Annotated in this window: 12 protein-coding genes; 11 read left to right on the forward strand and 1 reads right to left on the reverse strand. The window is 52.2% G+C overall.

The features are described from left to right. From AAH450_RS20695 to uraH, 10 genes are all read left to right on the forward strand, one after another. Window positions 1–328, forward strand: a 328-nt coding sequence (locus AAH450_RS20695; protein WP_463322752.1) for an EF-Tu C-terminal domain-related protein, incomplete at its 5' end; no start/stop codon positions are given. A gap of 227 nt (window positions 329–555) precedes the next feature. Beyond that, window positions 556–939: a preprotein translocase subunit SecE gene (gene secE, locus AAH450_RS20700; protein ID WP_318792298.1), complete on the forward strand. Its 384-nt coding sequence runs from the start codon at window positions 556–558 to the stop codon at window positions 937–939. A gap of 1 nt (window position 940) precedes the next feature. Continuing rightward, window positions 941–1,486, forward strand: coding sequence for a transcription termination/antitermination protein NusG (gene nusG / locus AAH450_RS20705; RefSeq protein ID WP_342911874.1), 546 nt, complete (start codon window positions 941–943; stop codon window positions 1,484–1,486). Window positions 1,487–1,681: 195 nt separating this feature from the next. Further along, on the forward strand, window positions 1,682–2,110 hold the full coding sequence (gene rplK, locus AAH450_RS20710; RefSeq protein WP_306208807.1) for a 50S ribosomal protein L11: 429 nt from the start codon (window positions 1,682–1,684) through the stop codon (window positions 2,108–2,110). A gap of 3 nt (window positions 2,111–2,113) precedes the next feature. Then, window positions 2,114–2,818 carry a 50S ribosomal protein L1 gene (gene rplA / locus AAH450_RS20715; protein ID WP_306208805.1) on the forward strand — a complete coding sequence of 235 codons (705 nt, stop codon included), beginning with the start codon at window positions 2,114–2,116 and terminating at the stop codon, window positions 2,816–2,818. 284 nt (window positions 2,819–3,102) lie between these two features. Further along, window positions 3,103–3,606 (forward strand): 50S ribosomal protein L10, encoded by a 504-nt coding sequence (rplJ, locus tag AAH450_RS20720; RefSeq protein WP_306208803.1) that lies wholly within the window; start codon window positions 3,103–3,105, stop codon window positions 3,604–3,606. Between the two features lie 70 nt (window positions 3,607–3,676). Further along, entirely contained in the window at window positions 3,677–4,042 is a 366-nt protein-coding gene (gene rplL, locus AAH450_RS20725) for a 50S ribosomal protein L7/L12 (RefSeq protein WP_024966036.1), read from the forward strand. A 326-nt stretch (window positions 4,043–4,368) separates the two neighbouring features. Beyond that, on the forward strand, window positions 4,369–8,397 hold the full coding sequence (gene rpoB, locus AAH450_RS20730) for a DNA-directed RNA polymerase subunit beta (protein ID WP_342911875.1): 4,029 nt from the start codon (window positions 4,369–4,371) through the stop codon (window positions 8,395–8,397). A 77-nt stretch (window positions 8,398–8,474) separates the two neighbouring features. Beyond that, complete coding sequence (rpoC, locus tag AAH450_RS20735) at window positions 8,475–12,695, forward strand: DNA-directed RNA polymerase subunit beta' (RefSeq protein ID WP_318792301.1); 4,221 nt, start codon at window positions 8,475–8,477, stop codon at window positions 12,693–12,695. 157 nt (window positions 12,696–12,852) lie between these two features. Beyond that, entirely contained in the window at window positions 12,853–13,275 is a 423-nt protein-coding gene (gene uraH / locus AAH450_RS20740; protein WP_342911876.1) for a hydroxyisourate hydrolase, read from the forward strand. Between the two features lie 214 nt (window positions 13,276–13,489). Here uraH and AAH450_RS20745 read toward each other — a convergent pair whose 3' ends face one another. Then, window positions 13,490–13,681 (reverse strand): DUF1127 domain-containing protein, encoded by a 192-nt coding sequence (locus tag AAH450_RS20745; protein ID WP_342911877.1) that lies wholly within the window; start codon window positions 13,679–13,681, stop codon window positions 13,490–13,492. Window positions 13,682–13,851: 170 nt separating this feature from the next. Between AAH450_RS20745 and AAH450_RS20750 the strand changes: the two genes are divergently transcribed. Then, window positions 13,852–15,339: an aminotransferase-like domain-containing protein gene (locus AAH450_RS20750; protein WP_342911878.1), complete on the forward strand. Its 1,488-nt coding sequence runs from the start codon at window positions 13,852–13,854 to the stop codon at window positions 15,337–15,339. Window positions 15,340–15,411: the final 72 nt, after the last annotated feature.

The following is a 15,411-nucleotide window of genomic DNA, read 5'->3' on the forward strand; positions in this document are numbered from 1 at the left end:
GATCCAGCGTGGCCAGGTTCTGGCTAAGCCAGGTTCAATCAAGCCACACACCAAGTTCGAGTCAGAAGTTTATATTCTGTCTAAAGACGAAGGCGGCCGTCATACTCCGTTCTTCAAAGGCTACCGTCCTCAGTTCTACTTCCGTACAACTGACGTGACCGGTACCATCGAACTGCCAGAAGGTGTTGAGATGGTCATGCCTGGTGACAACATTCAGATGGTTGTTACCCTGATCCACCCAATCGCGATGGATGACGGTCTGCGTTTCGCAATCCGTGAAGGCGGCCGTACTGTTGGTGCGGGCGTTGTTGCTAAAGTTATCGCTTAATCGCTGATAATATTTGACGCAACGCACTTTAAAAGGGCATCATTTGATGCCCTTTTTGCACGCTGTAACATAGAACCTGGCTCATCAGTGATTTTCAACCATAATCATTGCTGAGGCAGGCTCTGTAGCATGGCGTTATATGCCGAGTTTCGCCTCATAGCCTTCTCGGCTTGGTTGCCCTGTTTTACGGGTAAAACAGTTTCTGATTTATTGTGGCAGGTTGGTTTATGAGTGCTAATACCGAAGCTCAAGGGAGCGGGCGTGGCCTGGAAGCGGGTAAATGGTTAGTTGTAGCATTGCTGCTGATCGTGGCCATCGTAGGCAACTACTATTATCGTGAAGTCACGCTGCCGCTGCGCGCGCTGGCCGTCGTTATCCTGATTGCAGTAGCCGGTGGCATTGCGCTGCTGACGACGAAAGGTAAAGCAACACTGGCGTTTGCTCGTGAAGCGCGCACCGAAGTTCGTAAGGTCATCTGGCCGACTCGTCAGGAAACGTTGCATACCACGTTAATCGTTGCCGCGGTAACTGCCGTGATGTCACTGATTTTGTGGGGACTGGATGGTATTCTGGTTCGTCTGGTATCGTTTATCACTGGCCTGAGGTTCTGAGATGTCTGAAGCTCCAAAACAGCGCTGGTACGTCGTTCAGGCGTTTTCCGGTTTCGAAGGCCGCGTAGCACAATCGCTGCGTGAGCATATCAAATTACATAACATGGAAGAGCTTTTTGGCGAAGTCATGGTTCCAACCGAAGAAGTGGTGGAAATCCGTGGTGGTCAGCGTCGTAAAAGCGAGCGCAAGTTCTTCCCAGGCTATGTTCTTGTCCAGATGGTTATGAACGATGCAAGCTGGCACTTAGTGCGCAGCGTGCCGCGTGTCATGGGATTCATTGGCGGCACCTCCGATCGTCCGGCACCTATCAGCGATAAAGAAGTCGATGCGATCATGAACCGCCTGCAACAGGTAGGTGATAAGCCACGTCCTAAAACCATGTTTGAACCTGGTGAAATGGTCCGTGTTAGTGACGGTCCTTTCGCAGACTTCAATGGTGTGGTGGAAGAAGTGGATTATGAAAAAAGCCGCCTGAAAGTCTCCGTTTCAATCTTTGGGCGTGCAACGCCGGTTGAGCTGGACTTTGGACAAGTGGAAAAAGGCTGATAACAAGGCACACAGGTTCAATGTTCAGGCAGTGACCCGATCAAAATTTGAGCTTTGTGGCTGAATATCAGTTGCGAGAGGCGCGAAATTGCCCTACAATTTCGCGCCTTTTGTTTTTATGCGCTGTTTTCAGCGCGTGAATATTAATTACGGGGAGCTCTTTACGGAGCGTCTGAACCCAATAGAGGAATTATCATGGCTAAGAAAGTACAAGCCTACGTCAAGCTGCAAGTTGCAGCCGGTATGGCAAACCCGAGTCCTCCAGTAGGTCCGGCTCTGGGTCAGCAGGGTGTTAACATCATGGAATTCTGTAAAGCGTTTAACGCCAAAACAGAATCCCTGGAAAAAGGCCTGCCTACTCCAGTAGTGATTACCGTTTATTCTGACCGTTCTTTCACCTTCATTACCAAAACGCCTCCAGCACCAATCCTGCTGAAGAAAGCGGCTGGTATCAAGTCTGGTTCCGGCAAGCCGAACAAAGACAAAGTAGGTAAAGTTACGCGTGCTCAGGTACGTGAAATCGCAGAAACCAAAGCTTCTGATATGACTGGTGCTGATATTGAAGCGATGGCTCGCTCAATTGAAGGTACTGCTCGTTCCATGGGCCTGGTAGTAGAGGACTAAGAAATGGCTAAGCTGACCAAGCGCATGCGCGTGATCCGTGACAAAGTTGATGCAACTAAACAGTATGACATCAACGAAGCTGTAGCTCTGCTGAAAGAACTGGCTACTGCCAAGTTCGTTGAAAGCGTTGACGTAGCTGTAAACCTGGGCATTGATGCTCGTAAATCTGACCAGAACGTTCGCGGTGCAACTGTACTGCCACACGGTACTGGCCGTTCCGTTCGCGTTGCCGTATTTGCCCAGGGCGCAAACGCTGAAGCTGCTAAAGCTGCAGGCGCTGAGCTGGTAGGTATGGAAGATCTGGCTGACCAGATCAAAAAAGGCGAAATGAACTTCGACGTAGTTATCGCATCTCCAGATGCCATGCGCGTTGTTGGCCAGCTGGGTCAGGTACTTGGCCCACGCGGTCTGATGCCTAACCCGAAAGTGGGTACCGTAACCCCTAACGTTGCTGAAGCGGTTAAGAACGCTAAAGCGGGTCAGGTTCGTTACCGTAACGACAAAAACGGCATCATCCATACCACTATCGGTAAGGTTGATTTCGATGCAGATAAACTGAAAGAAAACCTGGAATCCCTGCTGGTTGCGCTGAAAAAAGCAAAACCTTCTCAGGCGAAAGGCGTTTTCATCAAGAAAGTTAGCCTGTCCACCACTATGGGTGCAGGTGTTGCGGTTGATCAGGCTGGCCTGAACGCTGTAGCAAACTAATCTGCTTTACGCGGGCGCAAGTTTCCATTAGAATCTTACGCCCGTTGTTCCGTTAACCGCGGAACCAGAATTTTCGGTTGGAGCCTGGCCTTATCCAGGCCTCCGTCCAAGACCGCAGGTGTCTCGTAAGAGGCTTAATCTCCTGCGTAGACGGTGACAGAACCTGAAGAATATTTTTATAGTCTTTGCTGGATTCTGCTCACCGTGTTTAAGCGCCTGGCTTCGGCCAGGTGAAGTGAGTTCCGGAGAAATTCATCTCCGGCAAAATCCAGGAGCACAAGCTAATGGCCTTAAATCTTCAAGACAAACAAGCGATTGTTGCTGAAGTCAGCGAAGTAGCCAAAGGCGCGCTGTCTGCGGTAGTTGCGGATTCTCGTGGCGTACCAGTAGGCAAAATGACTGAACTGCGTAAAGCAGGTCGTGAAGCTGGCGTTTACATGCGTGTTGTTCGTAACACCTTGCTGCGCCGCGTCGTTGAAGGAACTCAGTTTGAGGTCCTGAAAGACACGTTCGTCGGTCCGACCTTGATTGCATACTCTATGGAACACCCGGGCGCTGCTGCTCGTCTGTTCAAAGAGTTCGCGAAAGCGAATGCAAAATTTGAGGTCAAAGCTGCGGCCTTTGAAGGTGAGTTAATCAGTGCGGCTCAGATCGACCGCCTGGCAACTCTGCCTACTTACGATGAAGCAATCGCACGCCTGATGGCAACCATGAAAGAAGCCGCTGCCGGCAAACTGGTTCGCACTCTGGCTGCAGTCCGCGATCAGAAAGAAACTGAAGCTGCTTAAGCTTAAGCCTTTCTTTTCCGACTCTTGCTTACGTAACCTTTATCTACACTGAATTCAGGAACATTTTAAAATGTCTATCACTAAAGAACAAATCATCGAAGGCGTTGCCGCCCTGTCTGTAATGGAAATCGTTGAACTGATCTCCGCTATGGAAGAAAAATTCGGCGTTTCAGCTGCTGCTGCTGTTGCAGGTCCTGCTGCTGCTGCTGAAGCTGTAGAAGAAAAAACCGAGTTTGACGTTGTACTGAAAGCTATCGGCGCTAACAAAGTTGCCGTGATCAAAGCAGTACGTGGCGCAACTGGTCTGGGCCTGAAAGAAGCTAAAGACCTGGTTGAGTCTGCACCTGCTGCCCTGAAAGAAGGCATCAGCAAAGACGACGCAGAAGCACTGAAAAAAGCACTGGAAGAAGCTGGCGCAGAAGTTGAAGTTAAATAAGCCAACCTTTCAGGTTGCAGCCTAGTCTTTTAGGCTGATGGCTGGTGACTTTTCGGTCACCAGCCTTTTTGCGCTCTATAGCGTCAATGACGTTTCACACTGTTTAGTCATTGATTTGCTTAATATCTTTCTCTATCGGCGACTTAATATATTGCTCTCCTACAGCGGCTATCTCTGCACTGTTCCAGCAACGAAATGATTTAAGAGTGATAGAAAGAGGTATTACGGAAGGGGAGTCTTCTTTCCGCGTCTCAAAATAGTGTTGCATGAACTGTCCCCCCTGAACGGACAGAGAGGTTCTACTTTTCAGCGAGCTGAGGAACCCTATGGTTTACTCCTATACCGAGAAAAAACGCATCCGTAAGGATTTTGGAAAACGTCCACAAGTTCTGGACATTCCATATCTCCTTTCTATCCAGCTTGACTCGTTCCAGAAGTTCATCGAGCAAGATCCGGAAGGTCAATATGGTCTGGAAGCTGCTTTCCGTTCCGTATTTCCGATCCAAAGCTATAGCGGTAATTCAGAGCTGCAATATGTCAGCTACCGTTTAGGCGAACCTGTCTTTGATGTGAAAGAGTGTCAGATTCGTGGCGTCACGTTCTCTGCACCCCTGCGCGTTAAACTGCGTCTGGTGATCTACGAGCGCGAAGCGCCGGAAGGCACCGTTAAGGACATCAAAGAGCAAGAAGTTTACATGGGTGAAATTCCACTCATGACCGATAACGGTACCTTTGTGATCAACGGTACAGAAAGGGTTATCGTTTCTCAGCTGCATCGTAGTCCTGGTGTCTTCTTCGACAGCGATAAGGGTAAAACCCACTCATCGGGTAAAGTGCTTTATAACGCACGTATTATTCCTTACCGTGGTTCATGGTTGGACTTTGAGTTCGATCCGAAAGACAACCTGTTCGTTCGTATTGACCGTCGCCGTAAATTGCCTGCGACCATCATTCTGCGTGCCCTGAACTACACCACAGAGCAGATCCTTGACCTGTTCTTTGAGAAGATCGTGTATGAGATCCGCGACAACAAGCTGCAAATGGAACTGGTTCCTGAGCGCCTGCGCGGTGAGACTGCCTCTTTCGATATCGAATCCAACGGTACTGTTTACGTTGAGAAAGGCCGTCGTATTACTGCACGTCATATCCGTCAGCTGGAAAAAGATGGCGTTGAGCACATCGAAGTTCCTGTTGAATACATCGCCGGCAAAGTAGTAGGTAAAGACTACATTGACGAGAATACCGGTGAGTTGATTGTTGCTGCGAACATGGAGCTGTCGCTGGATCTGTTGGCTAAGCTGAGCCAGTCCGGTCACAAGCGTATTGAGACGCTGTTCACCAACGATCTGGATCACGGTGCCTATATCTCCGAGACAATCCGCGTCGACCCAACCAGCGATCGCCTGAGCGCACTGGTTGAGATCTATCGCATGATGCGTCCTGGCGAGCCGCCAACGCGTGAAGCAGCGGAAAACCTGTTCGAGAACCTGTTCTTCTCTGAAGACCGCTACGATCTCTCTGCGGTTGGCCGTATGAAGTTCAACCGTTCTCTGCTGCGTGACGAGATTGAAGGTTCCGGTATCCTGAGCAAAGACGACATCATTGAAGTGATGCGTAAGCTTATCGGTATCCGTAACGGTATTGGTGAAGTGGATGATATCGACCACCTCGGCAACCGTCGTATCCGTTCCGTTGGCGAAATGGCGGAAAACCAGTTCCGTGTAGGTCTGGTCCGTGTTGAGCGTGCGGTGAAAGAGCGTCTGTCTCTGGGCGATCTGGATACCCTGATGCCTCAGGATATGATCAACGCCAAGCCAATCTCTGCGGCAGTGAAAGAGTTCTTTGGTTCCAGCCAGCTGTCTCAGTTTATGGACCAGAACAATCCGCTGTCTGAGATTACGCACAAACGTCGTATCTCTGCACTCGGCCCTGGCGGTCTGACGCGTGAGCGTGCAGGCTTTGAAGTTCGAGACGTTCACCCGACGCATTACGGTCGCGTGTGCCCTATCGAAACGCCAGAAGGTCCAAACATCGGTCTGATCAACTCCTTGTCTGTGTATGCGCAGACCAACGAGTATGGTTTCCTTGAAACGCCGTACCGTCGTGTTATTGACGGCGTGGTGACCGACGAAATTCATTACCTCTCTGCTATTGAAGAGGGTAACTACGTTATCGCTCAGGCGAACACCAACCTCGACGACGAAGGTCACTTCGTAGACGATCTGGTGACCTGCCGTAGCAAAGGCGAATCGAGCCTGTTCAGCCGCGATCAGGTTGACTACATGGACGTTTCCACCCAGCAGGTGGTTTCTGTCGGTGCGTCACTGATCCCGTTCCTGGAGCACGATGACGCCAACCGCGCATTGATGGGTGCAAACATGCAACGTCAGGCGGTTCCAACTCTGCGCGCTGATAAGCCGCTGGTTGGTACCGGTATGGAACGCGCGGTAGCGGTAGACTCCGGTGTTACAGCCGTAGCGAAACGTGGTGGTACCGTTCAGTACGTTGATGCATCCCGTATCGTTATCAAAGTTAACGAAGACGAAATGTATCCGGGCGAAGCGGGTATCGACATTTATAACCTGACCAAATACACCCGTTCTAACCAGAACACCTGCATCAACCAGATGCCATGTGTGAACCTGGGTGAACCAATTGAACGTGGTGACGTGCTGGCTGATGGTCCTTCAACGGATCTCGGTGAACTGGCACTGGGTCAGAACATGCGCGTCGCGTTCATGCCGTGGAACGGCTACAACTTCGAAGACTCCATTTTGGTCTCCGAGCGCGTGGTACAGGAAGATCGCTTCACCACTATCCACATTCAGGAACTGGCGTGCGTGTCTCGCGACACCAAGCTGGGGCCAGAAGAGATTACGGCTGACATCCCTAACGTGGGTGAAGCTGCACTCTCCAAACTGGATGAGTCCGGTATCGTCTATATCGGTGCTGAAGTGACCGGTGGTGACATTCTGGTAGGTAAGGTAACGCCGAAAGGTGAAACCCAGCTGACGCCAGAAGAGAAGTTACTGCGTGCGATCTTCGGTGAGAAAGCGTCTGACGTTAAAGACTCTTCTCTGCGCGTACCAAACGGCGTGTCTGGTACCGTTATTGACGTGCAGGTCTTCACCCGCGATGGCGTGGAAAAAGACAAGCGCGCGCTGGAAATCGAAGAGATGCAGCTGAAGCAGGCGAAGAAAGACCTGTCTGAAGAATTGCAGATCCTCGAAGCTGGCCTGTTCAGCCGTATCAACTACCTGCTGGTTGCAGGTGGCGTTGAAGCGGAGAAACTGGACAAGCTGCCACGCGAGCGCTGGCTGGAACTCGGCCTGACCGACGAAGAGAAGCAAAACCAGCTGGAGCAGCTGGCAGAGCAGTACGATGAGCTGAAGCACGAGTTTGAGAAAAAACTTGAAGCGAAGCGCCGTAAAATCACTCAGGGCGATGACCTGGCACCTGGCGTGCTGAAAATCGTGAAAGTGTATCTGGCCGTTAAGCGTCAGATCCAGCCTGGTGACAAAATGGCAGGTCGTCACGGGAACAAAGGTGTTATCTCCAAGATCAACCCGATCGAAGATATGCCATACGATGAGCACGGTACGCCGGTCGACATCGTACTGAACCCGCTGGGCGTACCTTCACGTATGAACATTGGACAGATTCTTGAAACCCACCTGGGTATGGCTGCGAAAGGCATTGGCGAGAAGATCAACGCTATGCTTAAGAAGCAGGAAGAAGTGTCTAAGCTGCGTGAGTTTATTCAGCGCGCGTACGATCTGGGCACCGATGTGCGTCAGAAAGTCGACCTGAACACGTTCACCGACGATGAAGTGCTGCGTCTGGCTGAAAACCTGAAGAAAGGGATGCCAATCGCCACACCGGTGTTTGACGGCGCGAAAGAGAGCGAAATCAAAGAGCTGTTACAGCTCGGCGGCCTGCCTTCTTCCGGTCAGATCACGCTGTTTGATGGTCGTACAGGCGAACAGTTCGAACGTCAGGTTACCGTTGGCTACATGTACATGCTGAAACTCAACCACTTAGTGGATGACAAGATGCATGCACGTTCTACCGGCTCTTACAGCCTCGTTACTCAGCAGCCGCTGGGTGGTAAGGCGCAGTTCGGTGGACAGCGCTTCGGTGAGATGGAAGTGTGGGCACTGGAAGCATACGGTGCCGCTTATACCCTACAGGAAATGCTGACCGTGAAGTCTGATGACGTGAATGGCCGTACCAAGATGTATAAAAACATCGTTGACGGCAACCATCAGATGGAACCGGGCATGCCGGAATCCTTCAACGTACTGTTGAAAGAGATCCGCTCGCTGGGTATTAACATCGAGCTTGAAGACGAGTAAGCACTCGAATTTGTACTGGTTACAGCACGCCCGGCCCCGGGCGTGCTGAGAAGTCTCACTCCGACGGGAGCTAATCCGTGAAAGACTTACTTAAGTTTCTGAAAGCGCAAACTAAGACCGAAGAGTTTGATGCGATCAAAATTGCTCTGGCCTCGCCAGACATGATCCGTTCCTGGTCTTTTGGTGAAGTTAAAAAGCCGGAAACCATTAATTACCGTACGTTCAAACCAGAACGTGACGGCCTTTTCTGTGCGCGTATTTTCGGGCCAGTAAAAGACTATGAGTGCCTGTGCGGTAAGTACAAGCGCCTGAAGCACCGCGGTGTGATCTGTGAGAAGTGTGGCGTTGAAGTTACACAGACTAAAGTTCGCCGTGAGCGTATGGGCCACATTGAGCTGGCTTCACCGACTGCGCACATCTGGTTCCTGAAATCGCTGCCTTCGCGCATCGGTTTGCTGCTGGATATGCCACTGCGTGACATCGAACGCGTGCTGTACTTCGAATCTTATGTGGTTGTCGAAGGCGGTATGACCAACCTCGAGCGTCGTCAGATCCTGACTGAAGAGCAGTATCTGGATGCGCTGGAAGAGTTTGGTGATGAGTTCGACGCGAAGATGGGTGCGGAAGCGATCCAGGCCCTGTTGAAAAACATGGATCTGGAGCAGGAGTGCGAGCAGCTGCGTGAAGAGCTGACCGAAACTAACTCCGAAACCAAACGCAAAAAGCTGACCAAGCGTATCAAGCTGCTGGAAGCGTTTGTTCAGTCTGGTAACAAGCCAGAGTGGATGATCCTTACCGTGCTGCCTGTGTTGCCACCGGATCTGCGTCCGCTGGTGCCGCTGGACGGCGGTCGTTTCGCAACAAGCGATCTGAACGATCTCTATCGTCGCGTTATCAACCGTAACAACCGTCTGAAGCGCCTGCTGGATCTGGCTGCGCCAGATATCATCGTACGTAACGAAAAACGTATGCTTCAGGAAGCGGTCGATGCGCTGCTGGATAACGGCCGTCGCGGTCGTGCGATCACCGGTTCTAACAAGCGTCCTCTGAAATCTTTGGCCGATATGATCAAAGGTAAACAGGGTCGTTTCCGTCAGAACTTGCTGGGTAAACGTGTCGACTACTCTGGTCGTTCCGTTATCACCGTGGGTCCATACCTGCGTCTGCACCAGTGTGGTCTGCCGAAGAAAATGGCGCTGGAGCTGTTCAAACCGTTTATCTACGGCAAGCTGGAACTGCGTGGTCTTGCTACCACCATTAAAGCCGCCAAGAAAATGGTTGAGCGTGAAGAAGCTGTCGTTTGGGATATCCTGGACGAAGTGATCCGCGAACACCCGGTGCTGCTGAACCGTGCACCAACGCTGCACCGTCTGGGTATCCAGGCCTTTGAGCCTGTGCTGATCGAAGGTAAAGCTATCCAGCTGCACCCGCTGGTTTGTGCGGCTTATAACGCCGACTTCGATGGTGACCAGATGGCTGTTCACGTACCGCTGACGCTGGAAGCCCAGCTGGAAGCGCGTGCGCTGATGATGTCTACCAACAACATCCTGTCGCCAGCGAACGGTGAGCCAATCATCGTTCCTTCTCAGGACGTTGTACTGGGTCTTTACTACATGACCCGCGACTGTGTTAACGCCAAAGGCGAAGGCATGGTGCTGACTGGCCCTAAAGAAGCGGAGCGTATTTATCGCGCCGGTCTGGCCTCTCTGCACGCTCGCGTGAAAGTGCGTATCACCGAGCACGAAAAGAATGAGCAGGATGAGTGGGTTGCTAAAACCAGCATCATCGATACCACCGTTGGCCGCGCCATCCTCTGGATGATCGTGCCGAAAGGTCTGCCGTACTCTATCGTGAACCAGGCGCTGGGCAAGAAAGCTATCTCCAAGATGCTGAACACCTGTTACCGCATCCTGGGCCTGAAGCCGACCGTTATCTTTGCTGACCAGACCATGTACACCGGTTTCGCCTACGCTGCGCGCTCTGGTGCGTCTGTAGGTATCGACGACATGGTTATCCCGGCCAAGAAAGTGGAAATCATCTCTGAAGCGGAAGCGGAAGTAGCTGAGATTCAGGAGCAGTTCCAGTCTGGTCTGGTTACCGCTGGCGAACGCTATAACAAAGTGATCGATATCTGGGCTGCGGCCAACGAACGCGTTGCTAAAGCGATGATGGAAAACCTTTCTACCGAACTCGTGATTAACCGCGATGGTGTGGAAGAGCGTCAGGTTTCCTTCAACAGCATCTTTATGATGGCTGACTCCGGTGCGCGTGGTTCTGCTGCACAGATTCGTCAGCTGGCCGGTATGCGTGGTCTGATGGCTAAGCCAGATGGCTCAATCATCGAGACGCCAATTACCGCGAACTTCCGTGAAGGTCTGAACGTACTCCAGTACTTCATCTCCACGCACGGTGCTCGTAAAGGTCTTGCGGATACCGCACTGAAAACCGCGAACTCCGGTTACCTGACCCGTCGTCTGGTTGACGTGGCACAGGATCTGGTGGTGACCGAAGACGATTGTGGTACCCATGAAGGTATCATGATGACGCCGGTTATCGAGGGTGGCGATGTTAAAGAGCCACTGCGCGAACGTGTTCTGGGTCGTGTGACCGCAGAAGACGTGCTGAAGCCGGGTACTGCCGACATTCTGCTGCCACGCAACACCCTGCTGCACGAACAGCAGTGTGACCTGTTGGAAGAGCACTCTGTTGACAGCCTGAAAGTTCGCTCCGTAGTAAGTTGCGAAACTGACTTCGGCGTGTGCGCCCACTGTTATGGACGCGATCTGGCACGTGGTCACATCATCAACAAAGGTGAGGCCATCGGCGTTATCGCAGCACAGTCCATCGGTGAGCCGGGTACACAGCTGACGATGCGTACGTTCCACATCGGTGGTGCGGCATCTCGTGCGGCTGCTGAATCCAGCATCCAGGTGAAAAACAAGGGTACGCTGAAGCTGATCAACGCCAAGTCGGTAACCAACTCCGCTGGCAAGCTGGTCGTTACTTCACGTAACACCGAGCTGAAGATGATCGACGAATTTGGCCGGACCAAAGAGAGCTATAAAGTTCCTTACGGTTCTACCATGGCGAAAGGTGACGGCGAGCAGGTTGCAGCGGGCGAAACCGTAGCAAACTGGGATCCGCATACCATGCCGGTTATCACCGAAGTGAGCGGTTATATTCGCTTCACTGACATGATTGACGGCCAGACCATTACCCGCCAGACGGATGACCTGACCGGTCTCTCTTCTCTGGTGATCCTGGACAGTGCGGAACGTACTGCTGGTGGTAAAGATCTGCGTCCGGCGCTGAAAATTGTTGATGCCAACGGTAATGACGTAATGATCCCAGGCTCCGATATGCCTGCTCAGTACTTCCTGCCAGGTAAAGCGATTGTGCAGCTGGAAGATGGTATCAAGATCAGCTCGGGTGATACCCTGGCTCGTGTTCCGCAGGAATCTGGCGGTACCAAGGACATCACCGGTGGTCTGCCACGCGTTGCTGACCTGTTCGAAGCCCGTCGTCCGAAAGAGCCGGCAATCCTGGCTGAAATCAGCGGCATCATTTCCTTCGGTAAAGAAACCAAAGGGAAACGTCGTCTGGTTATCACCCCGATTGATGGCAGCGATCATTACGAAGAGATGATTCCGAAATGGCGTCAGCTGAACGTGTTCGAAGGTGAACGTGTTGAGCGCGGTGACGTGGTTTCCGATGGCCCAGAGTCTCCACATGACATTCTGCGTCTGCGTGGCGTGCATGCGGTGACCCGTTACATCACTAACGAAGTGCAGGAAGTTTACCGACTGCAAGGCGTTAAGATTAACGATAAGCACATCGAAGTCATCGTTCGTCAGATGCTGCGTAAAGCAACCATCGCCAGCGCAGGAAGCACTGACTTCCTGGACGGCGAGCAGGTGGAGTTCTCACGCGTTAAAATTTCTAACCGTGAACTGGAAGCCAACGGCAAAATCGCTGCAACTTATATGCGCGACCTGCTGGGTATCACCAAAGCATCACTGGCGACCGAATCCTTCATCTCTGCCGCATCGTTCCAGGAAACGACGCGCGTACTGACCGAAGCAGCCGTTGCGGGCAAACGCGACGAACTGCGCGGCCTGAAAGAGAACGTTATCGTTGGCCGTCTGATCCCAGCCGGTACCGGTTACGCTTATCATCAGGATCGTATGCGCCGTAAAGCAGCTGGCGAAACGCCGGTTGTGCCTCAGGTGACTGCGGATGAAGCTTCTGCCAGCCTGGCAGAACTGCTGAACGCTGGTCTGGGTGGCAACAACGATTAATCGTTGCTGACCTCCTGACGTTAAAAACCGCTCTCCGGAGCGGTTTTTTTATGCCTGTAATCTGGGAAATTTCACATTTGTCGGTGCTGATTCGCTAATTGCTAATCATCATATTATATTTTGCTAGCAATTAACCTTTGAGAGAAGAACAATGAAAATGAAATCCGTTAAGACCCTGGTTGCCGCCACCCTGATGACAGCCTCTCTTTCAGCCTGTGCGGCTGAGACTACTGCGCCTAAAAATCCTGTCAGCGTCCACGTGCTCAATCTGCAAACGGGCGTTCCCACTGCGGGAGTCAGCGTAGAGCTGGAACAGCGTTCTGAGGCGGGCTGGGTAAAGCTGGCAGAAGGCAAGACTGACAGCAATGGCCGTATAGCGGCACTGTACCCGGCAAATAAGTCGATGGCGGCAGGGGATTACAAAGTGGTATTCAAAACGGGTGACTACTACAAAAGTACGCGTCAGCCGACCTTCTTCCCGGAAATCCCGGTTATTTTCCATGTAGAAAAGTCTGGCGAGCATTACCATATTCCGCTGTTATTGAGCCAGTATGGCTACTCAACTTATCGCGGAAATTAATCCCTTATCAGCTTTCTTTATTTCTCCCTGAAGAAAGGCTCTGTTAAGCAGGATGGCGCCGGGCACCGCTCAACGCCATCCTGACTTTATCTGTTCCGGCCATGCAGCGGGTTGAGCCAGGCCTCCGCTCAGGGCAGTTAATTATCCTGCCGACCCAAGCCTTTGCTCACCAGCAGGGAGTTATTTCGCCCGGCAACCGTGCCGCTTCCCCGCTTTACTTATAACGCTCCACATCCTGTCGGGTCAGACCGATATCCTTCAGCTGAGCCGGACTTAATCTGCTCAGGATCCTTTTGGTAATCTTTCTGGCGTACCACGCTTTCCACAACCTGTAAGGCAACCTGTAGATCAGATGAAAGGGTGATGCTGCAAAAGGCCGCGCAGCCCGGTTTTCATTAAATTCCATACTGTTCTCCTCAACTGTGTATAGCGTTAGTTTGCGCGGAACGAACAGATCAATACAGATTCAAAAATCACCTTTATTTAACATACAGATTGGCGGATAGTGGTTCTGAATGGTGATTTCCGTGGAAATCTGTACTGGTTTCCGGGATTAATGGCTGGTGGGGAGCATACATGACAAGGTACCAACATCTGGCGGATCTGCTGGCGCAGCGGATTGAGCAAGGCCTCTACCTGAGCGGTGAACGCCTGCCCTCAGTCAGGACGCTCAGTAGCGAACATGGCGTCAGCATCAGTACCGTCCAGCAGGCTTATCACCTGCTGGAAGAGCGAAGGCTGATCACGCCGCAGCCCCGTTCCGGCTATTTTGTCACGCCTCATAAAGCCGAGCCGCCAGTGCCTCCGCTTACCCGTCCTGCGCAACGCCCTGTGGAAATTACGCAGTGGGATGCGGTGCTTGAGCTGCTGAATGCCAGGCAGGAAGACGATGTGCAGCAACTGGGTAGCGGCATGCCCGATCTGAATCAGCCAACGCTTAAACCGCTCTGGAAGATCATGAGCCGGATAGGTCATCAGCAGGATATTCGAATGCTGAACTATGACAATATTTATGGTGTGCCTGAACTGCGCGAACAAATTGCCCGGCTGGCAATAGATGGTGGATGCCATCTGCTCCCTGAAGATATTGTCATCACTACCGGTTGTCATGAGGCTCTCTCTGTCTCTATTCGGGCGGTATGCCAGCCGGGCGACATTGTGGCTGTGGAATCCCCCACTTTTCACGGTACCATGCAGTCGCTGCGCGGTTTTGGTATTAAGGCGATTGAGATCCCCACCGATTCAGAAACCGGCATCAGCCTGGAAGCGTTAGAACTGGCACTGGAGCAGTGGCCGGTAAAAGCGGTGGTGGTGGTGCCGAACTGCAATAATCCGTTGGGGTTTATCATGCCGGAATCCCGCAAACGTGCGCTGCTGGCGCTGGCGCAGCGGTTTGACGTGGCCATTGTCGAAGACGATGTCTATGGCGAACTGGCATATGAATATCCCAGGCCTTCCACGATTAAGTCCTTTGATGATGAGGGGCGTGTACTGCTCTGTAGCTCATTTTCCAAAACGGTGGCGCCAGGGTTGCGGGTGGGATGGGTAGTGCCGGGACGCTATCTGGATCGCGTTCTGCATATGAAATATATCGTCACCGGTTCAACGGCTACCCAGACGCAAATGGCTGCCGCAGAATTTGTGCGATTGGGACATTACCCGGCACACCTGCGGCGGATGCGGCAACACTATCAGCGCAATCTGGAGATTTTTACTCACTGGGTACGGCACTATTTTCCCTGTGGGATTTGCGTCACGCGCCCACAAGGCGGCTTCCTGATGTGGATCGAACTTCCTGAAGCGTTTGATGCAGTCCGGCTCAATAAAGAGCTGCGGGAAGCAAAATTACAGGTAGCGGTCGGCTCGCTGTTTTCCGCTTCCGGCAAATACCGTAACTGTTTGCGCCTGAGTTACGCCCAGCCCTTTACGGAAAAAACGGGCAGGGCGCTTGAGATCCTCGGCGCTGCGGTGGAAAGAGCGATGGAGCAATGTGGTATCGCCAGGCCTGCGCCCCTCTCTGTAATGGAGCAGGAAAAGAGGGTCAGCATTGAGAAGGAAAACTGACCCTGAGGGGCGAACAGTAGCACTCTGGCTTTGCTAAAAATGCAGAACCACTCCTGGCGTAACTCTCTGCGA

The sequence above is a fragment of the Erwinia magellanica genome, from assembly GCF_039023495.1.
GTDB lineage: Bacteria > Pseudomonadota > Gammaproteobacteria > Enterobacterales > Enterobacteriaceae > Erwinia.

What these genes read in the sequence shown, in the direction of transcription:
- uraH (WP_342911876.1), top strand. Translation starts at nt 12,853, where the DNA reads ATGAAATCCGTTAAGACCCTGGTTGCCGCCACCCTGATGACAGCCTCT.
- AAH450_RS20745 (WP_342911877.1), bottom strand. Translation starts at nt 13,681, where the DNA reads ATGGAATTTAATGAAAACCGGGCTGCGCGGCCTTTTGCAGCATCACCC.
- nusG (WP_342911874.1), top strand. Translation starts at nt 941, where the DNA reads ATGTCTGAAGCTCCAAAACAGCGCTGGTACGTCGTTCAGGCGTTTTCC.
- AAH450_RS20750 (WP_342911878.1), top strand. Translation starts at nt 13,852, where the DNA reads ATGACAAGGTACCAACATCTGGCGGATCTGCTGGCGCAGCGGATTGAG.
- rpoB (WP_342911875.1), top strand. Translation starts at nt 4,369, where the DNA reads ATGGTTTACTCCTATACCGAGAAAAAACGCATCCGTAAGGATTTTGGA.
- rplL (WP_024966036.1), top strand. Translation starts at nt 3,677, where the DNA reads ATGTCTATCACTAAAGAACAAATCATCGAAGGCGTTGCCGCCCTGTCT.
- rplJ (WP_306208803.1), top strand. Translation starts at nt 3,103, where the DNA reads ATGGCCTTAAATCTTCAAGACAAACAAGCGATTGTTGCTGAAGTCAGC.
- rplK (WP_306208807.1), top strand. Translation starts at nt 1,682, where the DNA reads ATGGCTAAGAAAGTACAAGCCTACGTCAAGCTGCAAGTTGCAGCCGGT.
- rplA (WP_306208805.1), top strand. Translation starts at nt 2,114, where the DNA reads ATGGCTAAGCTGACCAAGCGCATGCGCGTGATCCGTGACAAAGTTGAT.
- secE (WP_318792298.1), top strand. Translation starts at nt 556, where the DNA reads ATGAGTGCTAATACCGAAGCTCAAGGGAGCGGGCGTGGCCTGGAAGCG.